Genomic DNA, 24,728 nt, shown 5'->3' on the forward strand with positions numbered 1-24,728 from the left:
TTGCGGTACTAAAAATAAGTATACTAAATAAAAAAAGTTCCTCATCCCAGTAAAGGGACGAGAAACTATAACTCGTGGTACCACCCTAATTTGCGGAGAAATTGCATACAAAATCCGCCTCTTAGACACTGTAACGCCGTGTGTACGAAATCACTTAATCAAATACCATGTATTTTTTCAGTGATTTAGCTCAGGAGTGATGTTCATTTTTGAAGCTTAGTCGAGCTTTCACCATCCTCGACTCGCTATTGATCACTTTCAAAAATTACTGTCTCCATCAACGCCAAATATTTATTATCAACTACGCCTTGGCGTAATTGCTTCCGGGTTTCTACTCGTGTATTCACGAGTCAACTCCTCTACGAAATCGCAAGACTCGCAGATGGCAATATTTCATTCATCTTATACTAAAATGAATATAAATTCTATACTCGTGTATCAGTATATGGAAATAGTGAAATTCAGTCAAGTAAATCGTTAACCATTAAAGATAATTATTTTATATCATCTGTTAATAATTCAAAATCGTCTTGATCCGTTCTTGCTTGGTTTTGAATTTCCGTTAATCCAATTTCATATTCCATTAAATGATCCCAGTCATCTGTATTTAGCAAGTCTAATTGAGCTTCTACCAGCATTTTAAAACGATTGCGGAATACTTTAGATTGCTTTTTTAATCCATCGATTTCAATCGTAATTTTCCGTGCTTTTGCAAGCGCTTCATTAATAATTCGATCAGCATTTTTTTCAGCTTCTTTAATAATTAATTTAGCTTCTTGCTGCGAATTGCGGCGTACTTCTTCTGCAGCTTCTTGTGCCACAACAATAGATTTTTGCAAAGTTTCTTCTAAAGTATTATAGTGTTTCATTTGCTGTGTCATTGTTCTAACTTTTTCTTCAAGCTCTTTCTTTTCACGTAAAATTATTTCATAGTCTTTAATTATTTGCTCTAAAAAATCATTTACTTCGTCTTCTGCATACCCGCGAAAACCTCGAGTAAATTCTTTATTATGTATATCAAGAGGTGATAATGGCATCGGTCAACACTCCTTTACGTTAAATATATAATTTTATTATACAGTGGTACACCATTCTTGACATCAAATTTTCGTAAATTTTCACTATAATCTACTATTTTTGCTCTAAGCGACCTACTTGAAGGCGAATTTTATCCTTTTTAGTTCGGCCTTCAGTCATAGCTATTTTCAATCTTCCAAATCCACGAGCAGAAATGATATCCCCTTCTTGTACCTCAAAAGACGTCCCCTCACGTACTGTCCAATTTACTTTCACTTTTCCAGCTTGAATAAGCATTTGTGATTTTTGCCTTGAAATATTTAATACCGTAGCTAAAATAACATCTAATCTCATCGAAGAAACCGTATAGATCTTTTCAACCCACTCGTCCTTCATTTCAATTAGTTGTGTTAAATCATCTATTTGCTTGAGTTGTACCTTTGTCTTTCCAATGCTTGTTAAATTTGTTTTTACATAATCTTTTACTTCCTGTGCAACTGCAAATTGAATTATATCTTCTTCTATATGAATATCACCAAATTTATTTCGCCCAATTCCAATCGATAATAAAGCACCTAATACGTTAGGATGCTTTAATTGAACAAATTTTGCTGGATAATGAATTGAAAAAATCGCAATTTGAAAGTCGTCCCTTAAAGGGATAAAGTAACTAGGACTAATATAGAGTCGTTGTCTTTCTGCTTCTTTAAAACCTCCGTCAGTAGAAATAGATAGATCCTGATTTTGACCAATAATAGATGATACGATAAAACGTTCACGCGGATCTAAAAAGTCAGTTAATTTTGGAGCAAAACGATCTTCTACTTCGCGTTGCCATCCAACTACCCGTTCAATAAAAACTTGTTCATCTTTTCGAAAATGCTGAATTAAATGCTCCATTTCTACAACTCACTTTTGTCTTATGATTCAAATACATCTTTATTAAAAAACCCCCACTTCGTAGTAGGGGGTAAATTACTAAGCTACCATTTTTAAAATATTTAGGAGAACGATTTGTACACCACGTTCTATAAAGCTTAATAATAGTATCGCGATAATTGGTGAGAAATCAATCATCCCAATTGGTGGTATAAATTTTCTAAAGAAACCTAAATAAGGCTCACAAAATTTCGCAAGCAAACGACCAAACCCCGAACTTTGGGCAGCTGGAACCCACGACATTAAAATATAGATGATTAGCATAAACGAATAAATTGAAAAAATCATTGATATAACTGGAATAATTGATAGTAAATTCATATAAATAAATTACCCTCTCTAATAATCAAATTCCTTCAGCGTATTAATACCTTACGTAGCTTGAAGTTAAAAATAAATATGTACAGCAAGTCCATAATAAAAGCGGAAACGCCCTAATTCGCCCTGATAAGTGCTGAAAGGCATGAATCGAAAACGTCTTCCCAGAGCTTTCGACCGAGGGACAGACCGCGACCTCGAGGGGCTGGGCGATGGAGCACACTCTACAAGAAGGATTAACTTCATTCCGAAAATGGAATAAAGTTAATATTCCTCATATAAATAATTTGAAATTTCACCTGTAACTTCTACATTTTCTGGGGTGCATAGAAAAATATCTGTACCAATACGTTGAATGTCCCCGCCTAGTGCATAAACAGTTCCACTTAAAAAGTCGATTATACGAACACCGGCATCACGATCAATTCTTTGCAAATTAACAATTATTGCACGTCTATTTTTCAAATGCTCTGATATATCTTGAGCTTCGGAATATACTCGAGGTTCAACAATTACTACCTTAGAGTTTTTAGCAGAGTTTGTTGCTTGTAAACTTACTACATTATGAGGTGTATGTGTGTCTACCTTCGTGTAATTACGATTTTTTTTAGGACTCGCCTTTACAACAGGCTGCTCTTTTGTAATATTTATCGGTTTACTTGATGTTTCAACTTCAACAGTCTCTTCTTCTTCTTCTAAGTAAAAGAAATTTTTAATTTTATTTTTCATACTCATCTAGCATCCCTCTTTTCTATCCAACAAGAGCTGTTCCAATTCTTACAAATGTTGCACCTTCTTCTACCGCAATTTCGTAGTCGTTTGACATCCCCATTGAAAGCTCGTGGCAAGGTGCGTAAGGCAAGTTTAATTTAACAACTTCCTGTTGTAAATTCTTTAAATTTTTAAATACATTTCTTATAACAGTTTGATCCTCAGTGTTTGGAGCCATTGTCATTAAACCTACAACTCGAATTTTATCAAATTGTCCTAAAGATTGTATAAATGGAATAACTTCCTCTGTTTTTAATCCATGTTTAGACTGTTCGCCTGAGACATTAGCTTGAACAAAGCAATTGATTGTTTTTTCTGCTCTTTTATTAATTTCCTCTGCTAAACTAATGCGGTCTAAAGAATGTAAATAATCAATCTCATTTATTACCTGTTTAACTTTCCTAGATTGTAAAGAGCCAATATAATGCCATTTTGCTTGATTATTTAATTCGCTTTTTTTAGCTAATAATCCTTCTGGTCGGTTCTCTCCCAAATGGATTAATCCAGCATTAATTGCCTCTTGTGCTCTATCTATAGAAACTTGCTTTGTAACTGCAATAATAGTTACATCGTGGTTAACGTTTGCTCTATTTTTTGCTTCTTCGATTTTATTTTTAATTTCGCTTAATTTAGAACTTATTTTTTCCACACTAAACCCAACTTTACATAAATAGTTTCCTTCATTGTATCAATCTGTATATTAATTTTCAATGAATAGCACGACCTATTCAGAAATCTCCTTCACTAAAATTACATCTTTTCCTACTACAAGAATATCATTTATTAGTACTTTTCTTACATGGTCCTCTCCTTGAATGAAGGACATAAACTTTTTTGGTTCTGCTACAAGGAAAGCTATTATATTACCCGTTTTCTCACAAACCTCGGCATCAATAATATAACCTATAAATCTCCCGTTGCCAGCTTCAATAATTTCCTTTTGTTGAACGGCAGAAAAACGCAAAGAGATCTCCTTTCTATCGTTAATTTATAAAATAAAAACGCACTTAAAATAAAGTGCGCGATAATTTTAGCCTAATTTATAGTCTTTTTGCATTGTCTCAATTGCATTTTTTTCCAATCTTGAAATTTGTGCTTGAGAAATGCCGAGTGATTTTGCAATTTCAGTTTGTGTTTCGCCATAATAGAATCGTTTAGATAAAATCATTTGTTGTCGTTCATCTAATTTTTGCATACTTTCTTTTACACTAACATACGCAACCCATTGATCTTCTGATACATCGTCATCTCTTAATTGATCCATAATATATACTGCATCACCGCCGTCAGAATATATTGGCTCCTGTAATGATAAAGGATCTTGAATTGCATCTAATGCATAAAGTACATCTTCTTTTTTCATTTCAATAGCTTCCGCTAATTGTTCAATTGTCGGTTCATGCAAATTTTCTGAAATAAATTTTTCTTTTGCCTGCATCGCTTTATATGCAATATCTCTTAATGATCTAGATACTCGAAGTGCATGGTGATCTCTTAAATGTCTTCGAATCTCACCAATAATCATTGGTACAGCATATGTTGAAAATCGAACATTATGCTTCAAATCAAAATGATCAATAGCCTTTAATAAACCGATACAACCAACCTGAAACAGGTCATCTGCCTGTTCACCACGATATGAAAATCGACCGACAATACTTAAAACTAATCTTAAATTACAAATCACAAGTTCATCTCTTACCCATTCTTCCCCAGATTGTAGACGAACGAACAGCTCTCTCATCTCTTCATGTTTTAGTACTGGCAAAGAAGCAGTATCTACACCACAAAGTTCTACTTTTGTACGGACCATCTTCTTTTCCTCCGAACTTTTTTTTATCTCTGAACTGTTTTTTAAGTTTGTCCGGAATAAAGAAGAATATGCACCAAAAGCGTGTCCAATTTCATCCAGTAATCTATCGTAACTTGTCTTAAACCTGCCTGTTGCAAGTTAAAAAACTTATGAAATTGGTTGATTTAGATGTTCTCGTAAATCTAAAATAATTTTCTTTTCTAACCTTGAAATATATGATTGGGATATTCCCAAATGGTCGGCTACTTCTTTTTGCGTCATTTCTTGTTTCCCATTTAAGCCAAATCGACACTCCATAATGTATCGTTCACGTTCACTTAAACCATTAATAGCTTGAAACATATGCTGACGCTCTATTTTCTTTTCAACATCATTCATAATAATTTGTTCCTCAGTACCTAAAATATCTGATAAAAGAAGCTCATTTCCATCAGGATCTGAATTTAATGGCTCGTCTAATGAAACTTCTCCCTTCATTCGGCTTGTCTTTCTTAAGTGCATTAATATTTCATTTTCTATACATCTAGATGCATAGGTAGCCAATTTGATATTCTTTTCAGTGTTAAAAGTTTCAATTGCTTTAATTAGTCCAATTGAACCAATACTTATTAAATCTTCAATTGGAGTACCTGTGTTATCAAAACGTCTCGCAATATAAACAACTAGACGTAAATTTCTTTCAATTAGTGTATCTCTTGCTCTTAAATCACCATTCATAAAGGCTTCAATAACTGTCATCTCTTCTTCTCTAGTTAATGGTACTGGCAATGAATCATGCCCTCCTATATAGTATGTTCCATTAGTACGAAACTTACTCCAAATTTTTCTAAATAAGTCGATTAATTTATTAAACAATCATTTTCCCCCTTTATGCATCATTTTTATAACGATAAAACGTGAAGAATTATTTGTGCGTTATGTGGATATTTCGCATCATTACGTGTGAAAACAACATATTGCTCGGAAATTTCCTTATCCTTTGTCCCACTTATTTTCAATCGATCAAAACGAAAGGCAAGTACTGTTGATTTTTCCTTTTGTACCGTTGAAAGAGACAATATTCGAATCTTTGGATAGACATAAGTAGGAAACATCTTTAAGTCATAGGGATTTTTTTCATCCCATTTCAATAACGCTTCGTGAAAATCTTCCGATAAATCTTTTGCAACAGCATTATATGAAAGAAAATGTACCGGTTTACCACTTAAAGGTTCAATACATTCATTGCCGGTATCAATAAATCCCTTTAAGCAATATGTTCTTTTTAATAGGTCAAGCTCACAATCCACGACAAATGAAGATTGAATATTCATTTGCATCATTTTTCTCCATTTTGAGTGAATCGTTGTTAAACTCAAGAAAGCGATTGCTGAACAAAAAATAAAAAAAGTTACTTCGCTTTGATTTAATAAAAAGGGCAGTAAACTTGTAAGTACTCCACCGAGGAAAAAAGTAGTTATAAATAGGATTGTCCCTTGCTTTAACAACGATTGGATTCGAAAAGAGAATGCGAGCCCGATTAGTACAATAAAACTAACTGCTGCTCCTAATAATGATTGATAAAAAATCGATGAAATTAATCCACTGCAAAACGCACTAAGTAGCAATCTACTCCTTTTTACATACAATCCCGTTATTTCTTGTGTGAATTTTAATAAAAAGTAATTGAACAACGTATTGTATAGTACGAGTAATTCTCCAATCATTTTAGCGTCCTCCTAGAAATAGATTAACACTAGGAAGACGAAGAAAATGTCAAACCGTTGTACAAAAAGCTAAAATCTTTTTGACAAAATTTTTATTAAATTAAGAATTTCGACATGAATATTGAGCGAAAAATGAATTTTTAAGAAAAATGAGGGTAAAAAAAAGGTGTGTTATACTTGCTGAAAAACATTAGGGAAAATCAGTAGTGAATCATTTGATATAAATGTGAGCGGTCTAGGAGCTACACGATGGTTCATGGGAGCCATGAATCATGGACGCAACTTTCTCACTTCCCACACAAGCCGCAAAGCCACTTTGTATCTCTACCACTTGTCTTTGGGGCAACAGGGCGTTGGTGATGGTGACAAGACATGCGATGTGGCGTTTTAGTCACCTGCTTTGTATAAGTCCGATAGCAGTTAAAGAGTGCTTCTAACTTTTTTATATTATTTACAACTTACATGATAGGATCCTTGTTGTAATCCTACTACATGCATTCGACATTCTTGCATGAATTTTATAAGTTGTTCATTATTCTTTAAAATTAGAATAGAGGATCTGCTTTCAAAAAGCAAAATTAATAAAAGTCCTCGTAAGATCTATCAACAAATTTGAATTCGTTAAACAATAAAAAAACTGCCCATCCATTTTAAAAGAATGAGCAATTTTGAATATAATCGCATAACAAGAACTTAAAATAGCCCCTTATGTCGAATAGTTTCGAATTAATTAACCACGGTTACGTCGATTACGTAAGAATGTTGGAATATCTAACATATCTTCTTGTTGATAAACTTGACGTTGTGGTTCTTGTTGTTGCACCGGTTGTTCTTGTACACGTTCACGAATTGGAGATTGTTGTTGTTGTGTTTGCGTATTGCGTACATTCCCCATTGGTCGTGTATTTTGTGGTCGTTGTTGTGCAACATCATCAGAAAATCCTGTAGCAATGACTGTTACAATAATTTCGTCATTTAAGTTTTCATTGATAACAGAACCGAAAATCATATTTACTTCTTCATCTGAAGCAGATGCAACAATATCAGCAGCTTCCTGTACTTCAAATAAACTTAAATTCGTTCCACCTGTAATGTTCATAATTACACCTTTTGCACCATCAATAGATGTTTCAAGAAGCGGACTTGAAATTGCTTTTTTTGCAGCTTCTGTTGCACGGTTTTCACCTGTTGCAATCCCAATTCCCATTAGTGCTGATCCTTTGTCAGACATAATAGTTTTAACGTCTGCAAAGTCTAAGTTAATTAGTCCTGGTGTAGCAATTAAATCAGAGATACCCTGTACACCTTGTCGTAAAACATTATCAGCTTCACGGAATGCCTCGAGCATTGGTGTACTCTTATCAACAATTTGTAAAAGCTTATCATTCGGGATAACGATAAGGGTGTCAACAGCTTCCTTCATTGCTGCAATACCGCCAATCGCCTGTGTTTGGCGTTTGCGGCCTTCAAATGAAAATGGACGTGTTACAACACCAACAGTTAATGCTCCTAATTCGCGAGCAATGGTTGCAATTACTGGAGCAGCACCTGTACCAGTACCACCGCCCATACCTGCAGTAACAAATACCATATCTGCCCCTCTAAGAACTTCCTCAATTTGCTCTCGGCTTTCTTCAGCAGCCTTTTTTCCAACTTCCGGATTAGCACCAGCACCAAGCCCTCGAGTCAGTTTATTACCAATCTGTAATTTATATTCTGCTTTTGATAGATTTAAAGCTTGTGCATCAGTATTAACAGCGATAAAGTCAACACCTTGTACGCCATGTTCAATCATTCTATTTACTGCGTTATTACCACCACCGCCAACTCCAATTACTTTAATGTTGGCTAGCTGGTCTACACTTGTATCAAATTCTAACATAGTTTCTCCTCCTACCACACTAGTCTCGAAAATTATTCAAAAAACTTATCAAATAGTTTCTTAGCTTTGTTAATGACGCTTGTTTTATTCATGTTATTATCTCGTTCTGATGCATTAGATTGTTTTTTAGGAGGAGTTGTCCCTGCTCCAATTGTTGCATAAACAGGTGTTTGATTTGCACTTCTACCATAAAATTCATCCTCTAAATGTGCATAGCGTATTAAACCAACAGCTGTTGTATAAGCCGGCTCACGGACACCTATATAATCTGGAGTATAAATTCTTACACGTGTTTGCATTGTTTGTCTTGCCAATTGGGCAATTCCTTCCAACTGAGCAACACCACCTGTAAGGACTACTCCACCAGGTAAATCACGCACCCCTAAGCGAGCTAACTCATCTAAAATAAGCTCAAACAATTCTTCTAAACGTACACCAATGATTTCTGAAATAAATTTTTGGCTATATTGATCCATCGTATCAGTTCCTGAAACTGGTACTTCAAATACTTCTTCATCAGAGGCATCATCAAAAAATGCATGTCCAAACTGCTTTTTTATTATTTCGGCTTGTTCTGTTGGGGTTTTAAGAACAATAGATAAATCTTTTGTTATATGCTCCCCACCCACTGGAATAACGCCCGCACGTGTCAATAAACCATCCTCAAATACTGCAATTGTAGTTGAGCCGCCTCCTAAATCTATGAAGGCAGTACCTTGGTTTTTTTCATCTTCCGTTAAAGCAAAATAGCCTGCTGCTAAAGGTTGTAAATAAATTTCTCTAATTTTTAATCCTGCACGTTCTACACATCTCAATACATTATGAACTAATGTTTTTGATGTAGTGATCATCGTTGCATCCATCTCTAAGCGAATACCAATCATTCCACGCGGATCTTTAATTTCATCTAAATTATCAACGATGAACTGACGCGGAATTAAATTTACAAGTTCTCGTTCAGGCGGGATTGACATTACTTGAGCGGATTCAATAACTCTCTCTAAATCCTCATCAGTAATTTCGCGGTTCTCACTATTTACAGCTACAACCCCTTTAACCGGTTGAAGGGCAGTTTGGTTTGCAGGTATACCCAACACTACATCGTCTATTTTAATTCCTGTCATTCGTTCTGCTTGATCCACTGCTTTTTTAATTGATTGTACAGTAGCATCTATATCAACAATTGCGCCTTTTCGAATTCCATTAGATTTAACATTTCCGACCCCGATGACATGTAATTGATTATCTGTTATATCTCCTATCAACACTTTGATAGAAGATGATCCTATATCAAGTGAAATGTAAATATCTTGATGACTCACTATACCGCCCCTCCTTCAATTACTACTCCTATATATTATTCTATTGTAATTTCCACCTATTGTCTAAGTAAATCCATGTATACTATACAATTTTACAGCTATTATACTGTATTTTCATCCTTTTTTATATGTCTCTCTTCCCATTTTGTTATCAAAATTCGTCGAATGACAGCGATATTCTGGAAAAGTCGAACACCAAAGGCAAAAATTGCAGCCAAATATAGGTCTACACCTAAATGAACACCTAAAAATGCTAGGGCAGCAGCTAATGCGATATTAAAGAAAAATCCTGAAATAAATACTTTATCGTCATATACTTGTTGTAAATTTGCTCTTATTCCTCCAAAAATTGTATCAAGCGCAGCAAGCACAGCAATTGATAAATAATGTTCATACACTGCTGGAATTTGAATATCGGTTAATAGCCCAAAAGCGAGTCCTAAAAGTAATCCTAATAATGGTAGTAACCACATTCTCTAATCCCCTTTGCTGTTCTCAACTAAGTAAGTATTTGTTAAGTCACCATCATATTCATCTATTGTTAAATTTGATTGTGCTTCATTAATAACTAAATTTAAATTGTCAAGGTAAAACTCATCTCGAAACGATGAAGCGTATAAATAACTATACAATTTTTCAGCGTCTTCATAGCTGTTTGTAATAACTCGTATTTCTAGGTTCGACTTGTCTATTGGAACACCGTTTACTGTTGTTGCACCGTTAATATCACGTATCGCTGATGTGTGAACGATTCGTTGCCCTCCAATCTCAACAAATAAACCGTTATAGTGATATATTTCATTTACTAATCGAATTAATAAATCAGGTGAAATAGGTTCTATTCTATAGCCAAACTCGATTAATTCAGATGCTGGAACGATGTTTAAAATTACACCAGGTCCAGAAACTGAGGTAATACCTGTTTGCTGCGCTAAGCTATCCACTGTATTTTTTAATAATTGAGCTTGACTTTCAGCATCGTTTTGTTCGTATTCCTCAACAATTTTGTTTAAGGCTGATATTTCTGATAATAATTCTGAATGCCGCTTTTTTTCTTCAGATAACTCTTGGCGTATTTCCCAAATGTCTCTAGTATCTCTTGCCGTCGGTTGCTGCATTGTATTATATTGGACTGCTATCATTAAGCCTACAATAGTTGATACAATGGTTATTTTTGCAACTATTTTTTTATTCATCGAAACACTCCTAAACGATACTATAATTTATAAGCAAGTCCCGCGAATAATTTATGATTCATCATTTACTGAAGGCATTTGGATAAGGTCACTTTCTTCAATTGTAACAACAATTCGATCATTTAATAATTGGTCAAAAATTCCTCCAACAATTTTCATTGATGCAACTAGAGATTGTGAGTCACCTACAGCTTCAATTACAAAAGGGGCTGGATATTGCTTGCCGTCAATTGTAATAACGGGGCCATTACACCTGATATATGAATTCGATTTTAACCTTTGTCCATTAATTGAAATTGCTTCTGCACCAGAAATTTTCAATTCATTTATTACGGATAAAACATGGCTTTCATGAACTATATATTCATTTGGATTTGTAGAATTGGGGTCATATTCGCCATCTTTTAAAGTGACTCGTACTCCCTCTCCTTGGGCTGGAATCTCACCAACAATTAACCTGAGTTTTTCCGCCTCATCAAGCAAATGCTCGTACTCATCTTTGTTTTCTGCGAAAGACTTTTCAAATTCTCGTATTCGCACTTGCAAGTTATTAAGTTCTTCAGTTAATTCCTTATTCCTCTCTTGTTGTTCAATTAAATCTTCCCGATATGATTCTTCTTGATTTAGATATGAATTGTTTACCTTTTCTTCATCTTTTGTAAGGTTATATGAATACCCGATAATAAACCCTGTAACAATACAAACAATTAAAATAATGAAATGCTTCCTTGTGATTTTATTATTCTTATTCTGAAATGATTTCTTCATCAGCAATCACTTCCTGTTCTTCTTCTGTATCAGGATCTATTTCATCACTAGTTAAATCTACTTGTGTATATTCATCACTATAAGATCTGTAATATGACCCTACTTCAATATCAATAATCCCTTTTTCATATCCTCCAGCACTTTCAATTTGAGCAACAATTGATGGATAAAACTTAAGCTTGTCCGCGAGGGACGTAATCTCTGCCCGCACCTCATAGCCATCATTCATAAAAAGCGTTATAGAATACGGATCTGAGCTTGATGGTGTAGCATTAATTTGTGAAATTAGTGCTAGTACAGTAGGGTCTAACTTTGCAAGCTCTTTTAATAATTTTTTCCTTAATTCCTCATCCTCAAATTCTAAAAATAATGGAGCATCAATGGGCTCCAATGTACTACCCTGTGTGAAAATTTCACCGTTTTCCAGCATTGGATAAAATTCATTGTCGACTGAAATATAAGCAACTTTCTGCCATTCTTTAATTTCAATTTCAACAGTTGTTAACCACTTTCTTTTCACTTGAACATCTTTTACCCAATGTTGTTGTTTAATTTTTTTCTCAATTTCATCTGCATGAAATCCCCACATTGAATTGCCAATTTGCAAGGTGGATTGCTGCAAATAAACTTCTTCATCCACAAGCTTAGAGCCTTGAATGTCAATTTTCTTTATATCGCTATAAGGTGATTGAAAATAAAGGAGTAAAAATAATGTTAGAAAAAACAACAATAATAATGTGATAAATTTAAAATTTGTTCTTCTTCTTCTTTTTTCTCTTAAAGTTGGTATACGCTCTTCAATGTCAATTACTTTATCCATAATTTTTACTCCTCCTTTCACGATAAAAACTGAAGAGACTCGGTCCGGCTCGCGTCGACGAAATGAGCCACCAATGTGATCCTCTTTGGCCGGAGACTTCCGTAAAGTGTGCTTACACTCGTAAAAAGGAAGTCGAAGCGACGCTAGAACTAATTCACTGTAGCTAGACACTGTTAAAAATCCGATAGTTAATCGGTTCGATTTGAAAAACTAACGACAATCGCTACTATAAACCAGATAATTAAAAGCGATGTTCCACCATAGCTAATAAAAGGCAGTGTTACACCTGTTACCGGAATAAGCCCAATAACTACACCTATATTTAAAGCTGCTTGGAATCCAACCATTGCGACTAATGCCGATATTGCATAAAAATCCGAGCTTTTCGTAGTCTGCAGTGCCAGTCCACAACCTGAGTAAATGAAAAGCGCAAAAAGAACTAACACTACACATCCGCCTAAAAATCCAATTTCCTCTAAAATAATCGAAAAAATAAAATCATTTTGAGGCTCTGGTAAATATAAAAACTTTTGACGACTTTCTTGGAAGCCATGTCCCAATAATCCCGCAGGCCCAATTGCCAATAGGGATTGAACCGCTTGGAAACCACTTCCTAACGGGTCTGCCCATGGGTTAATAAAAGCTTCAATTCTTTTTAACCGATAAGGTGCCGATGCGATTAATGCGACTAATCCGATGATGCCAAGAGCAATAAAACCGACATACAGTTTTATCGGATATTTAGCAATAAACAGCAGTATGAATGCAGATACTACTAAAATAAATACAGAGCCAAAGTCAGGTTGCAGCATAATCAAAGCGCAGGGAATAATAATGATAACAAAATGTTGCAGCCGTATAACTCGTTCCCCATTTTTCACCTTGCTTAACATATAGCTAAGATACATTAGGGTGGTAATTTTCACTAACTCAGCAGGCTGAATCGTTAATGGACCGATGCCAATCCAACTTTGAGAACCGTTTCGGACAATCCCAATTCCTGGTATCAAAACCAAAACTAGTAGTAAAAGCGAAAATACATATAGAGTAATCCATGTTTTTTGTAATGTGAAAATCGGCATGTTTGCAATAACTGTAAATACAACTATGGCAAGAATTAAGTAAATAAGCTGTTTCACATAAAATGGCATTTGTCCTTCGTAGTGAATTGAACTCCAATATGTACCAGCAGAATAAATAAAAATAATACCTATAGTCGACAACAGTAAAGCAGAAATAATAAATAGCCTCTTATAAGTAAACTTCAGTTAAGGCATCCTTTCCTCTTAAGAACTTAAGAAAATCATAAGCGCCCCCAACCCTACTGCTCTTTTCATACCGAATTGCAAGTCGAAACAACATGACTTCGCATCCATAGGACCCTGCTAATAGCATTAAAAGAGCTTTTGCCCTTGTCAGGGAAGCAGCAGCTGAAAAGGGATAAGCGCTTATGGTAGGCACTTTTCAATATAATGTTTTGCAATAAACAAACCTGATTAAAGTACTAGATTTAAAGGTTCATTACTTCCTGGATGAATAAATCTCCACGCACCTCAAAGCTCTTATATTGATCCCAACTTGCACAAGCCGGCGACAACAAAATAATGTCTCCTATTTCTGATAACGGTATGGATAAACTCACAGCATCTTCAACATTCTTTGCAAGAATTGTTTTTTCAATACCACACGATTTGGCAAATTCAATAAACCTTTCGCCAGTGTCTCCAAATGCTACAACGGCTTTAACATTTTTCATCGACTCTCGTAATTCTTCAAAGGAATGACCTCGGTCAAGTCCCCCTGCAAGTAAAACAATCGGCTGATTGAAAGCTTCTAGCGCGACTTTTGTTGCTAAGCAATTTGTTGCTTTAGAATCGTTATAAAATTTCCGACCATTCCATTCACGTACAAACTGAGTGCGATGTCGAACTCCTGTAAACGTTTTTAATACTTCTTCCAAGGGAGATTTATCACAACCATAGATTATACATGCAGCAAGAGCTGCTAATATATTTTCTAAATTATGTTTCCCTGGTAATGCAATATTTACTCTACTTAGATAAGGTTCACCCTGCCAGTAAATTGTTGTGTTATCAGCACTTATGCCATGTTCAGTACGTCCACTTGCATTAAATGGCACCTTTTTAGCCTTTGAGCGGCTCGCATATTTTTTTACAATCTCTTGTTCTGCGTTAAATATTAGCCAATCAGTTTCACCCTGATTTTTGGTAATGCCAAACTTCGCCTCTGCATATTGTTCAAACGTCCCATGGTAGTCTAAATGTGCATCATATAAATTTGTTAGGATGGCAATTTTAGGTTTAAACTCAATTGTTCCCATTAATTGAAAAGAAGATAGCTCAGTCACGATTACATTTTCAGCAGTCGCCTCAGCAGCAACACCGCATGCAACAGTACCTATATTTCCTGCAATTAAAGGATGTCGGTTGGCGTTTTTTAGCATGTCATAAATTAATGTCGTTGTTGTTGTTTTACCATTCGTACCAGTTATCCCTATAATCGGCGCCTCACTAACTAAATAAGCCAGCTCAACCTCTGTTATAACAGGTATCTCCCGCTTTAAAGCATCTTCGATAATCGGATTAGTGTAAGGAATTCCAGGATTTTTCACAATTAGTTCAAAACCTTCATCTAATAAATCCTCTGGATGTCTCCCACATATAACAGTTATTCCTTTTTGAAGCAGCTGTTGCGCTTGAGGGTTCTCGTCAAAGGGCTTTGAATCATTAACAGTTACGAAAGCCCCCAACTGATGAAGGAGCTCAGCGGCCGCTACACCACTTTTCGCCAAACCAAGAACCAGCACTTTTTTATGTTGTAGTTTTGAATATTGAATCATAACATTGCCTCCGTAACTACTGCAATCAATGCAACAATTAATGCAGTTGACCAAAATACCCCAACCACTTTGCGCTCAGACCAACCTGATAGCTCGAAATGATGATGTATTGGACTCATTTTAAATATACGCTTACCGCGCAATTTAAAACTTCCTACTTGTAAAATTACTGATAACGTTTCTATTACAAAAACTAAGCCTATTAATAATAGCAACAGTTCTTCCTTCACTATAACTGAGACAAGTGCTAAAGCCCCCCCCAATGCTAATGAACCTGTATCACCCATAAACACTTTTGCCGGATTTGCATTAAAAATTAAAAATCCTAGTAAAGCTCCTGTTACAGCGAATGTAAATAACGCAACATCTGCTTGTTCATTAAAAAGGGCAATGACACCATAAGCGGTGAAAGCAATAGATGCTGTTCCAGCAACTAAGCCATCTAATCCATCTGTTAAATTAACTGCATTCGAAAAGCCTACTAACCAAAAAATTAAAAATGCAACATATAAAATACCTAAATCAATCGATAGTTGTGTAAATGGGATGGTAATTGATGTATCAAATGTTCCTAAACGTAACAATAAGAATGCTGCAATTGAAATAATAATTTGAGCTATTAATTTTTGCAATGACGTTAATCCTAAATTACGTTTAAAAATTACTTTAATACCGTCATCTAACAAGCCTATTAATCCAAAACCAGCCAGTACTAATAACATTACAACTGATTGAGTCGTAAATAAGTCGAAACCATTTCCAACAATTACCGTTGTAGCAATTATCGATATTAAAAATATAACGCCACCCATTGTAGGGGTACCAGCCTTTTTCATATGAGACTGTGGGCCTTCTTCTCGAATGCTCTGTCCAAATTTTAAACGCCGTAGAATTGGGATTAATATTGGAGCTAGAACCACAGAAACGATAAATGAAATTGCTAGAATGGTTATTGTTGTTGTGATTGTCATGTTAAATCTCCTCTTTTGTCTAGCTTCGCACGTTACGTTCTAAGCAGCTTTACTTACGTCCTTGGTCATGCACTTATGATGAAATTTCCAACATACAAAGTTAAATGCACTAGTATTCATAGTGCAGCAGGACAAAGCGTTTTCGCTGACCAATGCTTAGAGCTCAGGTAATGTGAATGCTGTCGACGATGCCACCAAACTGCCTTTGCGACGAAAGTGTAGCAGCAGGAGCAGAATGTGGCGTTTTCCGTCGACCAGCACTTGCCGGAGCTAAGCATACGCACTCCGCTTTTCTTATATACTTGTTCTTTCAAAATGATTCATCATTTATAATAGTTGTTTTTAAATCATTTTTAAAGCTAATTAAAATTAATCTTTGTCTAAATAAAGATGAATAGTGCCATCTTGTTGAATGATATTATCTGGTTCTGGCAATTGAGCTGTTACTACATCCCCTTCACCATGCCACTCAATTTTATATGGGTATTGTAACTTCATAACCTCAGCTTTTTCATAGCCAATCAAATTTGGGACCCGATCTGTTATTGGATCTCCCCAACGATATTGCTTTTCTAACTGACCTTCACGATTTACTTCTATCCCTACTTTTGGTGCGATGTCTTCAATTATTTGACCGACAATTGGTGCTGCTATCGTACTGCCAAATACTACTGAACTTTTCGGATGATCAATTGCAACATATACAACAACTTCTGGATCATTAGCAGGAGCAAATCCAATGAAAGATACAATATAGTCCCCTTGCTTATAACGACCATTCTCTACCTTTTGAGCTGTACCCGTTTTACCACCGATCCTTAATCCATCGCGATATGCTTGACGGCCTGACCCATTTGCTACAACAGATTCAAGAGCATGACGTACTTCTTTAGATGTTTCTTCACTAATTACAGTACGCTTTAGTTGCGGTTTATTCTCAGCAATTGTTTTACCTGTTTCTGAATCATACACTTTCGATACAACATACGGGGTGAACAACTTTCCTCCATTTACTGCTGCTGCAACTGCTTGGACTTGTTGAATAGGTGTTACAGATATTCCTTGGCCAAATGATGTAGTGGCATGCTCCACAGGTCCAAATGCCTCTTCTGAAAACAATATACCTGAAGCTTCACCAGCAATATTTGAGCCCGTTGTTTCGCCAAAGCCGAAATCTTTTATATATTGCAGCAGCTTTGTTGAACCAACGCGTTGACCAAGTTCAATAAATCCAGGGTTGCATGAATTTTCTACAACTTGTAAAAATGTCTCACTACCATGGCCAGAACGTTTCCAACAACGAAGTCTCGCTCCCTCTACTAGCGTATATCCTTGGTCGTAAAATCGATCATTCTCTAAATCCACAACGCCCTCTTCCAGAGCAGCGCTTAAAGTAATAATTTTAAAGGTTGACCCAGGCTCATATGTCATCCAAACGGGCAAATTCCGATTGTAAATTGATGAATCTACCTCTTCAAAATTCGATGGATCATATGTAGGATACGAGGAAAGTGCTAATATTTCACCAGTATTTACATTCATAGCAATAGCCAATGCCTGATCAGCATCATATTTTTCCATTGCTTGTGATAATTCTCTTTCAACAACTTGCTGAACTTCTAAATCAATTGTTAGTTCAACAGTTGCACCTTGGTCACCCTCACGCCATTCATCATCAACATGGGGAAGAGAGTTGCCTTTTGCATCTGTAAAGAGTCGAATTGCTGCGGCCCTAGACGTAAGAAACTCGTTATATTGATATTCAATTCCAGCCAATCCTTGGGTATCATATCCGGTAAAGCCTATAAATCGAGACAATAAATCACCATATGGATAATGTCTTACATAATCTACACCACTGTACAAGCCATCAATTTTAAGACCTTGAATTTGTACAGCTTGTTCATACGTAATATTTTTTGCTTCTGGTGCAAGTTTTACTAGATAAGCTGTCGAATTCATTTTTTCAAACAACTTTTGTTCATCAATCTTTAGAACGGATGCAATTTGTTTTGCAGCTTGTTCGATATTATCATTTTGAGCAGGCATAAAGTAAAGTGTTGGAGCAAGCTTATTTGTAACAAGCACTTCACCATTACGGTCGAGTATTTCTCCGCGTTCAGATGCAAAGGGGATTTCTCGATCCCAGTTTATTTTAGCAAGCTCCGTTAACTTATCATGCTGTATAACTTGGACATAAAATAATCGAATGACAACTGCAATGCCAAAAAGAATAAACCCATAGACGATTAGTTTCAAGCGTTTTTTTGAAATGGTTGATATCCACTTCATTTTCTATTCACACCTCGTTTTTAACAAAGTATGTATAGAAGTTGACTTCTATTCGAACGCTTTTCCTAATCTTGTGGCAAACTCTCACTTTCTTCATCTGGTTCTTCATTTACTTGAGTATATTTTTCTTCAGGTGTTTTCAATTTCACAACAATTGGTGAGGAATCGGTGATTGTCGTATTTGCTGAAACACTTTGACTTTCAACATACCCTTCTCCAACTATTTCAATAGATAAACCTGTCATCATCCTATAGACTAAAATATTTCGAAGAGACCAATTTTCAAATGATGGAATGGTAATTGCTCCTTCGGTTTTAAGAAATACTATACTTCCTTTTGTAATCGGTATACCAGCTTGCGGATATTGATCCGTTATTTGTCCACCTTCACCAATCACGATTGGGGTTAAGCCTTCGTTTGCAAGCTCTACTTGAACACTTTCCACCGTTTTACCGATGTAATCATCTATTTTTGCGGTTTTTACCTCCGCTACATCTTCTGGTTTAATGTTTAAGTACTTTAAACTGTTTTGAACTACAGATGTGAACACTTTAGCTACTGGTTCGGAACCAACTTCAGTTGCAGACAATTTAGGTTGCTTCACTGCAACGTAAACAATAAGTTGTGGGTCATCTATTGGAGCTAGTCCTAAAAATGAATAAAGATAATTATTTTTCCCTGTTAAATAACCTCCACCTGGTCGAGCTATTTGTGCAGTACCGGTTTTTCCGCCGACTTCATAGCCATCAATTGCAAACCTTTGAGCAGTTCCTGCTTCAGAAGTAACAGTTGAAGCCAAAATTTGACGAACTTGACTAGCAGTCTCTGCAGATATAGGTTTACCTTTCACAACAGGTTCACTTTCTTTTATTATTTCACCAGTATTGGTATCTACTACTTTATCTATTACATAGGGCTGCATCATTTTACCATCATTTGCAATGGCAGTCATAGCCTGTACAAGTTGGATTGGTGTTACTGTAGAGCCCTGCCCAAACGATGTCGTTACCCGGTTTATAGGATACGTAGTTAAAAGTGTACCTGTTACTTCACCTGGTAAATCGATGCCTGTTTTTTCTCCAAAACCAAACTTCTTTAAATATTCAATAAATGTTTCGTCACCAATTTGCTCTAGCAAATTTGCCATAGCTGTATTTGCAGATCGTTGGAATCCTTCTAAATAAGTAATACTACCCCACCCAACAATATTGTGGTCACGAATTGTTCTATCTAATACTGTATAGCTTCCTGATTTGAAATAAGCATTTGGGTTCCACTTTCCAGTTTCAATTGCTGTCGCCAATGTAAATGTTTTCATTGTAGAACCTGGCTCCATTACTTTTTCAGTCACTTCATTCAGCCAATTATCACTTAATCCTTCTCGTGAATCGGGATCAAATGTTGGACGCTGCGTCATAGCTAAAATTTCACCTGTTTTAGGATCTGCAACAACTGCTACCATTGATTCTGGGTTATATTCTTTATAAACTTCTGTCATTGATTCTTCCAAGAAGTTTTGAATTGTTTTATCGATTGTTAAATAAATATCACTGCCATTTTCAGCAGGCTTTACCATTTTTTTGCTATTTGGAAGTAAATAGCCGAAAATATCACTTTCATATTGAATAGACCCATTTTTCCCAGTTAATTCTTTATTATAAATGTACTCTAAACCCATTTTCCCAACTGTATTAAATGTACCATCATCTTGCTTTTCTTTCAGTGCAAAACCGATTAAATGAGACGCAAATGGTCCATTTGGATAATATCGTTTCGAGTCACTTGCAAAAGTAATTCCTGGTAATTTTTCTTCTTTAATCGCATTCATTGTTTCATGACTTATACTACGGCCAGCAACCCCAAATTCAACTTGGTAAGGCTGTCTGCCGTCACTTAATTTTTTTGTTAAGTTCTTATATATTTCCGACTCTTCCATTGGAATATACTGGGCTAAAATTTTTGCCGTTTTTTCAGGATCAGTAACATGTTTAGGATGTTTTTTATCTGTAGTCGCTTTTGGACTAACAACTGCAATAAGACGATAGCTTAATGTATCTTCTGCAATGATATTCCCGTTTCTATCTTTAATTTTCCCTCGTTCGGCCGTTAACACTGCTTCTTTTTCATAAAGTGCAGCTGCTTTTGCTTCCAATTGCTGTCCAGCTACTTCTCCTGTCGCCTGAATATAAAAAATCCGGATAAATAATGCAAAAAAGAGCCCTCCATATAGTAATAACATTAGAAAGGCTCCCCATTGGAATCGAAATGTCTTTTTTTTCATTCTCCCGGCACTACCTTTACATTTTTCTCATTAAGAGTTAAACCGAGTGCTTTTGCTTTTTCCCAAATTCTCTCATACGTTGATAACTCGCTTACTTGTACCTTTAAGTCAGCATTTTTTTCTTCAGTTTTAGCAATTTCAGATTCGATTTGTTGAATTTCCATCGTCGTTTGCTGAATCGAACTTTGCTTATGTAATATCGAAACAGCAAACACAGCAACTAAGACTATAAAAGCGATATAGATTAGTTTTTCTTTTGCAGTGATAAGTTTTTTCTTTTTATGACTATTTTGCTTTTTAGAGGGGTGTTGCTGTTCCGGAACTACAGGCTGCTGAATATATGAATTTTGCCTAACACGAACTGCCATTTACCCACGTCCTTTGTCATTTATTTTTTCAGCTATTCGAAGCTTTGCTGATCGTGAACGATTATTTGCTTCTAGTTCTTCCTCGCTTGGAAGAATCGGTTTTCTCGTAATTAGTTTTAATGTCGGTTTATACTCGTCTGGAATTACTGGTAATCCAGGAGGTAAATCTGGTAATGAAGAAGCCTCTTTAAAAATTGTTTTTGTTAATCGATCTTCTAATGAGTGGAATGTGATAACACTTATCCTTCCGCCGACCTTCAATAAGTCAATTGCATCAACTAATGAATCCTCAGCTGCTCCAAGTTCATCATTTACCGCAATACGAATTGCTTGAAAGACTCTTTTTGCAGGATGTCCGCCTTTTCTTCGAGCGGGTGCTGGAATCCCCTCTTTAATTAACTCTACAAGCTCTCCAGTTGTTTCAATCGGAGCGTGTTTTCTTGCTTCCTCAATTTTGCGAGCTATTTGCTTAGAAAACTTTTCTTCCCCATATCGGAAGAAAATACGAACCAAATCTTCATAAGACCATTCATTGACTACATGAAATGCAGAGATTTCTGCTGTTTGATCCATTCGCATATCTAAAGGTGCATCATGATGATAACTAAATCCGCGCTCAGGTGTATCTAATTGGGGTGAAGAAACTCCTAAGTCATATAAGATACCATCAATTTTTTCAATATTTAGTTTTTGAAGCTCTTCTTTTATATAACGGAAATTAGAATGAACAAATGTTACACGATCTAAGTAGTTCTCTAAACGGACTTTTGCATTTTCTATTGCCGTTATATCTTGATCGAAACAAATTAATCTCCCTTTGGTTGACAGTTGTTGTACTAAATATTCGCTATGACCTGCACCGCCTAACGTACAATCAACATATATTCCATCAGGATTGATGCTCAATCCATCAACTGTTTCTTTTAATAGTACGGTTGTATGATCGAACATTTAACCATTACTCCTTCTCTGCGCGCGACTTTTCTAGAAGTCAAAGCCAATTAAATTTTCTGCAATTTCATTAAAAGAATCCTCTGCTTCGCTGAAATAAGATTCCCAAGAATCTTTAGCCCAAATTTCAATCTTGCTTGATACTCCTAAAACTACACACTCTTTTTCAAGCTTTGCGTAAGTGGCAAGTGTTGATGGGATATTAATTCTTCCTTGTTTATCTATTTCAACTTCAGTTGCCCCTGAAAAGAAGAACCTTGCAAAAGCACGAGCATCTTTTTTTGTCATGGGCAATTCCTTTAATTTTTCTTCGAGTTTTCGCCATTCATCCATAGGATATCCAAATAGACAGTTATCAAGTCCGCGCGTAATAACAAAAGTAGCACCTAATTCTTCACGAAACTTTGAAGGTATAATTAGACGCCCTTTTGTATCAACGGAATGTTGATATTCTCCCATGAACATGCTACTCACCCCACTTTAGTAAATAATGTACCACATTCCCCCACTTTCCTCCACATTTTTAAAGAGATTGTTATTAACTTTTAATAAATTGTGCATATAGTACTTTTTGCGATATTTTCAACTAATATAATAGACACAAAAAAGAGGTCGTCTCATATGCCTTTGAGACGACCTTCTTTTATGCAGAATATCAATTTAAGGACTATTAACCTAAATTAATCAACATTTATATTACATAGTAATATCTTTATTTTCGAAAACACTACAATTTTACTATGTAATGTTTATTCGAAATTGTCATTGGTAATTTACATAAATCATTTATTAAATCTATTCCATATACATTTAAATATTGGAACGGGTTATAAACTCTTTCTTGAAGATTTTCATTAGGGTAAATTTCAGCGTTGAGCAAATTGAATTGACCAATAGTTTTGTCATGTTTTGCTAAAACTTCTTGTTCTATTTTTTTATTTAAATATTCTAATTGCATTTCATGATATTTTTTATTTTTGTTTATAATCGGCAGCAGCTTAATTTGTTGTTCTGTCAAGTGAACAGCTAACTTTTCATATTGCTCGTTTAATAATCCTTTCAATTCAGCAATTTGTTTTTTCGCTTCAACATCTTGCACACTGTTGATAAATTTTTCTTTTAAAGACTGTGCACTTCCATCCATTACTTGTGCAATTGTTAACTCGTAATCTAAAAGCAGCTGATTAACTTTTCTTGTAAGCAGAGTGATGTTTAGTCGGGGCGCTAATATTGGCATCTGCAAATCAAGCAGCTCGAATGCATCTTTTAACGTCGCCCAATACGCTAGTTCTCCAGGCCCACCAACAAAAGCTAATACCGGTATGGCCATTTCCTGTATTAAAGGCCTAGTAACCACATTATTACTTAGATTTTCTGGGCTTGTTTTTGCAATATCTAATAATTGCTCTTTTGTAAATTTAAATAGTCCGTTTGAATTTTGATAGCCATTTGCTGTTCTTTCCAATAAAAAGCGTTCACCGTCTTGAACATAGAAAAGGTTTGCATTTTCAATAGTAGCAGAAATCGGTTTTCCATACCCTTCTTTATCAAGTAATTGCTCCTTCTCTACTACAACTTTAGAAATGCCCTCATTTTGTTCAATTATTTTTACAAAAAACGATGATTCAAATTTTCGGAAAGGAGTAAATGCAGCATCAATCATTAATAAACCTTCATTTTTAAATAAATGGTTCATGATACGAGCAAATAAATCAGTAAATGTATCGCTTTGTTCTATTTGATGCAATACAAATTTAAAGAGATCTTGTGTGTATTCAGTTTCCCCATAATCATTAAAAATGGATTCTATTAAATTGATTAATTCATCTTTTTGAATTTTAGTTGCAGAAGCCATTGTTTTTTTAGAAGATCGTTTATCATATACTTGTTTCTTCGGAATTCCATTATGAATAGTAAAAGTATGATTGATTTCTTCTAAATCGTGATCTTCTCCAGCGATCCAAAAAATAGGCACTACCTTTTCTCCAAGCTTTTCACTTTGTTCTTTTGATAATAAAATAACAGTAATCGCTTTATGAACAGAATATAATGGACCAGTTAAAATTCCTGCTTGCTGACCACCTACTACAGCAACTGCACCTTTTTCAAGATGTTTCAAATTCTCTTCTACTTTTTCGGAAATGCCCAAAGGCTCCATATAGGAACGAATGATATTACTTAACTCTTCATTGTTCGTATATCGACTTTTCAAATAATCAAGTCGAGTGGTAAAAGAATAATCATTAAATTCGTATTGATAAAAAGGTTGTAGCTTCTCACTACCTGACCAATAATCAAAAAGTAATTGATTGCTAACTGGTAATTCTACCTGTTCCAGCTTCATAAAAAATCTCCTCTACTCTATGAACAGTTTTCAAAAGTTGTTCGTTTTCTCTCTTTTGTGTTTTATTTCATTTCACTTACTATATTGTAAACGTTCCTACTTTTACTT

Annotated in this window: 24 protein-coding genes and 1 other annotated feature; all 24 genes read right to left on the bottom strand. The window is 35.3% G+C overall.

Annotation, left to right across the window (positions count from 1 at the left end):
- Positions 1–50: 50 nt before the first annotated feature.
- Positions 51–290 (bottom strand) — a binding site (T-box leader).
- A 204-nt stretch (positions 291–494) separates the two neighbouring features.
- On the bottom strand, positions 495–1,037 hold the full coding sequence (locus EKG35_RS03080) for a DivIVA domain-containing protein (RefSeq protein WP_126292855.1): 543 nt from the start codon (positions 1,035–1,037) through the stop codon (positions 495–497).
- A gap of 94 nt (positions 1,038–1,131) precedes the next feature.
- A complete protein-coding gene (locus tag EKG35_RS03085) occupies positions 1,132–1,917 on the bottom strand; it encodes a YlmH family RNA-binding protein (RefSeq protein ID WP_126292856.1) in 786 nt (261 codons plus the stop codon).
- A gap of 78 nt (positions 1,918–1,995) precedes the next feature.
- Complete coding sequence (locus tag EKG35_RS03090) at positions 1,996–2,277, bottom strand: YggT family protein (RefSeq protein WP_126292857.1); 282 nt, start codon at positions 2,275–2,277, stop codon at positions 1,996–1,998.
- Positions 2,278–2,538: 261 nt separating this feature from the next.
- Complete coding sequence (locus EKG35_RS03095; RefSeq protein ID WP_126292858.1) at positions 2,539–3,009, bottom strand: cell division protein SepF; 471 nt, start codon at positions 3,007–3,009, stop codon at positions 2,539–2,541.
- A gap of 16 nt (positions 3,010–3,025) precedes the next feature.
- Complete coding sequence (locus EKG35_RS03100; RefSeq protein ID WP_126292859.1) at positions 3,026–3,694, bottom strand: YggS family pyridoxal phosphate-dependent enzyme; 669 nt, start codon at positions 3,692–3,694, stop codon at positions 3,026–3,028.
- A 75-nt stretch (positions 3,695–3,769) separates the two neighbouring features.
- Complete coding sequence (locus EKG35_RS03105; RefSeq protein WP_126292860.1) at positions 3,770–4,009, bottom strand: PRC-barrel domain-containing protein; 240 nt, start codon at positions 4,007–4,009, stop codon at positions 3,770–3,772.
- A gap of 66 nt (positions 4,010–4,075) precedes the next feature.
- On the bottom strand, positions 4,076–4,858 hold the full coding sequence (sigG, locus tag EKG35_RS03110; RefSeq protein ID WP_126292861.1) for an RNA polymerase sporulation sigma factor SigG: 783 nt from the start codon (positions 4,856–4,858) through the stop codon (positions 4,076–4,078).
- Positions 4,859–5,005: 147 nt separating this feature from the next.
- Entirely contained in the window at positions 5,006–5,713 is a 708-nt protein-coding gene (gene sigE, locus EKG35_RS03115) for an RNA polymerase sporulation sigma factor SigE (protein WP_126292862.1), read from the bottom strand.
- A gap of 26 nt (positions 5,714–5,739) precedes the next feature.
- Positions 5,740–6,564, bottom strand: a complete 825-nt coding sequence (locus EKG35_RS03120; protein WP_126292863.1) for a sigma-E processing peptidase SpoIIGA — start codon at positions 6,562–6,564, stop codon at positions 5,740–5,742.
- 730 nt (positions 6,565–7,294) lie between these two features.
- A complete protein-coding gene (gene ftsZ, locus EKG35_RS03125) occupies positions 7,295–8,446 on the bottom strand; it encodes a cell division protein FtsZ (RefSeq protein WP_126292864.1) in 1,152 nt (383 codons plus the stop codon).
- A 32-nt stretch (positions 8,447–8,478) separates the two neighbouring features.
- Positions 8,479–9,768, bottom strand: a complete 1,290-nt coding sequence (gene ftsA / locus EKG35_RS03130; RefSeq protein WP_126292865.1) for a cell division protein FtsA — start codon at positions 9,766–9,768, stop codon at positions 8,479–8,481.
- 101 nt (positions 9,769–9,869) lie between these two features.
- Positions 9,870–10,241, bottom strand: coding sequence for a small basic family protein (locus EKG35_RS03135; RefSeq protein ID WP_126292866.1), 372 nt, complete (start codon positions 10,239–10,241; stop codon positions 9,870–9,872).
- A 3-nt stretch (positions 10,242–10,244) separates the two neighbouring features.
- Positions 10,245–10,964, bottom strand: a complete 720-nt coding sequence (locus EKG35_RS03140; protein ID WP_126292867.1) for a DUF881 domain-containing protein — start codon at positions 10,962–10,964, stop codon at positions 10,245–10,247.
- 51 nt (positions 10,965–11,015) lie between these two features.
- Complete coding sequence (locus EKG35_RS03145; RefSeq protein WP_126292868.1) at positions 11,016–11,732, bottom strand: DUF881 domain-containing protein; 717 nt, start codon at positions 11,730–11,732, stop codon at positions 11,016–11,018.
- Positions 11,710–12,552 (bottom strand): cell division protein FtsQ/DivIB, encoded by an 843-nt coding sequence (locus EKG35_RS03150; protein WP_126292869.1) that lies wholly within the window; start codon positions 12,550–12,552, stop codon positions 11,710–11,712. Before EKG35_RS03150 ends, EKG35_RS03145 begins: the two co-directional genes overlap by 23 nt.
- 188 nt (positions 12,553–12,740) lie before the next feature.
- Positions 12,741–13,820 carry a putative lipid II flippase FtsW gene (gene ftsW, locus EKG35_RS03155; protein ID WP_126292870.1) on the bottom strand — a complete coding sequence of 360 codons (1,080 nt, stop codon included), beginning with the start codon at positions 13,818–13,820 and terminating at the stop codon, positions 12,741–12,743.
- A gap of 242 nt (positions 13,821–14,062) precedes the next feature.
- Complete coding sequence (murD, locus tag EKG35_RS03160; RefSeq protein ID WP_126292871.1) at positions 14,063–15,412, bottom strand: UDP-N-acetylmuramoyl-L-alanine--D-glutamate ligase; 1,350 nt, start codon at positions 15,410–15,412, stop codon at positions 14,063–14,065.
- Positions 15,409–16,383 carry a phospho-N-acetylmuramoyl-pentapeptide-transferase gene (gene mraY / locus EKG35_RS03165; RefSeq protein WP_126292872.1) on the bottom strand — a complete coding sequence of 325 codons (975 nt, stop codon included), beginning with the start codon at positions 16,381–16,383 and terminating at the stop codon, positions 15,409–15,411. The genes murD and mraY overlap by 4 nt, the downstream gene beginning before the upstream one ends.
- Positions 16,384–16,752: 369 nt before the next feature.
- The gene (locus tag EKG35_RS03170; protein ID WP_126292873.1) at positions 16,753–18,675 is read right to left on the bottom strand and encodes a penicillin-binding transpeptidase domain-containing protein; all 1,923 of its coding nucleotides are present in this window, start codon (positions 18,673–18,675) and stop codon (positions 16,753–16,755) included.
- Positions 18,676–18,740: 65 nt separating this feature from the next.
- Positions 18,741–20,957, bottom strand: a complete 2,217-nt coding sequence (locus EKG35_RS03175) for a penicillin-binding protein (RefSeq protein ID WP_185807626.1) — start codon at positions 20,955–20,957, stop codon at positions 18,741–18,743.
- A complete protein-coding gene (ftsL, locus tag EKG35_RS03180; protein ID WP_126292875.1) occupies positions 20,954–21,325 on the bottom strand; it encodes a cell division protein FtsL in 372 nt (123 codons plus the stop codon). Before ftsL ends, EKG35_RS03175 begins: the two co-directional genes overlap by 4 nt.
- Positions 21,326–22,276, bottom strand: a complete 951-nt coding sequence (rsmH, locus tag EKG35_RS03185; RefSeq protein WP_126292876.1) for a 16S rRNA (cytosine(1402)-N(4))-methyltransferase RsmH — start codon at positions 22,274–22,276, stop codon at positions 21,326–21,328.
- 33 nt (positions 22,277–22,309) lie between these two features.
- The gene (gene mraZ, locus EKG35_RS03190) at positions 22,310–22,741 is read right to left on the bottom strand and encodes a division/cell wall cluster transcriptional repressor MraZ (RefSeq protein ID WP_126292877.1); all 432 of its coding nucleotides are present in this window, start codon (positions 22,739–22,741) and stop codon (positions 22,310–22,312) included.
- Positions 22,742–23,003: 262 nt separating this feature from the next.
- Entirely contained in the window at positions 23,004–24,620 is a 1,617-nt protein-coding gene (bshC, locus tag EKG35_RS03195) for a bacillithiol biosynthesis cysteine-adding enzyme BshC (protein ID WP_126292878.1), read from the bottom strand.
- Positions 24,621–24,728 lie beyond the last annotated feature (108 nt).

This window comes from Lysinibacillus telephonicus (assembly GCF_003966145.1).
In the GTDB taxonomy this organism is placed as follows: Bacteria; Bacillota; Bacilli; order Bacillales_A; family Planococcaceae; genus Ureibacillus; species Ureibacillus telephonicus.

What these genes read in the sequence shown, in the direction of transcription:
- EKG35_RS03080 (WP_126292855.1), bottom strand. Translation starts at nt 1,037, where the DNA reads ATGCCATTATCACCTCTTGATATACATAATAAAGAATTTACTCGAGGT.
- EKG35_RS03085 (WP_126292856.1), bottom strand. Translation starts at nt 1,917, where the DNA reads ATGGAGCATTTAATTCAGCATTTTCGAAAAGATGAACAAGTTTTTATT.
- EKG35_RS03090 (WP_126292857.1), bottom strand. Translation starts at nt 2,277, where the DNA reads ATGAATTTACTATCAATTATTCCAGTTATATCAATGATTTTTTCAATT.
- EKG35_RS03095 (WP_126292858.1), bottom strand. Translation starts at nt 3,009, where the DNA reads ATGAGTATGAAAAATAAAATTAAAAATTTCTTTTACTTAGAAGAAGAA.
- sigG (WP_126292861.1), bottom strand. Translation starts at nt 4,858, where the DNA reads ATGGTCCGTACAAAAGTAGAACTTTGTGGTGTAGATACTGCTTCTTTG.
- EKG35_RS03120 (WP_126292863.1), bottom strand. Translation starts at nt 6,564, where the DNA reads ATGATTGGAGAATTACTCGTACTATACAATACGTTGTTCAATTACTTT.
- ftsZ (WP_126292864.1), bottom strand. Translation starts at nt 8,446, where the DNA reads ATGTTAGAATTTGATACAAGTGTAGACCAGCTAGCCAACATTAAAGTA.
- EKG35_RS03135 (WP_126292866.1), bottom strand. Translation starts at nt 10,241, where the DNA reads ATGTGGTTACTACCATTATTAGGATTACTTTTAGGACTCGCTTTTGGG.
- EKG35_RS03140 (WP_126292867.1), bottom strand. Translation starts at nt 10,964, where the DNA reads ATGAATAAAAAAATAGTTGCAAAAATAACCATTGTATCAACTATTGTA.
- EKG35_RS03145 (WP_126292868.1), bottom strand. Translation starts at nt 11,732, where the DNA reads ATGAAGAAATCATTTCAGAATAAGAATAATAAAATCACAAGGAAGCAT.
- EKG35_RS03150 (WP_126292869.1), bottom strand. Translation starts at nt 12,552, where the DNA reads ATGGATAAAGTAATTGACATTGAAGAGCGTATACCAACTTTAAGAGAA.
- murD (WP_126292871.1), bottom strand. Translation starts at nt 15,412, where the DNA reads ATGATTCAATATTCAAAACTACAACATAAAAAAGTGCTGGTTCTTGGT.
- mraY (WP_126292872.1), bottom strand. Translation starts at nt 16,383, where the DNA reads ATGACAATCACAACAACAATAACCATTCTAGCAATTTCATTTATCGTT.
- EKG35_RS03170 (WP_126292873.1), bottom strand. Translation starts at nt 18,675, where the DNA reads ATGAAGTGGATATCAACCATTTCAAAAAAACGCTTGAAACTAATCGTC.
- EKG35_RS03175 (WP_185807626.1), bottom strand. Translation starts at nt 20,957, where the DNA reads ATGAAAAAAAAGACATTTCGATTCCAATGGGGAGCCTTTCTAATGTTA.
- ftsL (WP_126292875.1), bottom strand. Translation starts at nt 21,325, where the DNA reads ATGGCAGTTCGTGTTAGGCAAAATTCATATATTCAGCAGCCTGTAGTT.
- rsmH (WP_126292876.1), bottom strand. Translation starts at nt 22,276, where the DNA reads ATGTTCGATCATACAACCGTACTATTAAAAGAAACAGTTGATGGATTG.
- mraZ (WP_126292877.1), bottom strand. Translation starts at nt 22,741, where the DNA reads ATGTTCATGGGAGAATATCAACATTCCGTTGATACAAAAGGGCGTCTA.
- bshC (WP_126292878.1), bottom strand. Translation starts at nt 24,620, where the DNA reads ATGAAGCTGGAACAGGTAGAATTACCAGTTAGCAATCAATTACTTTTT.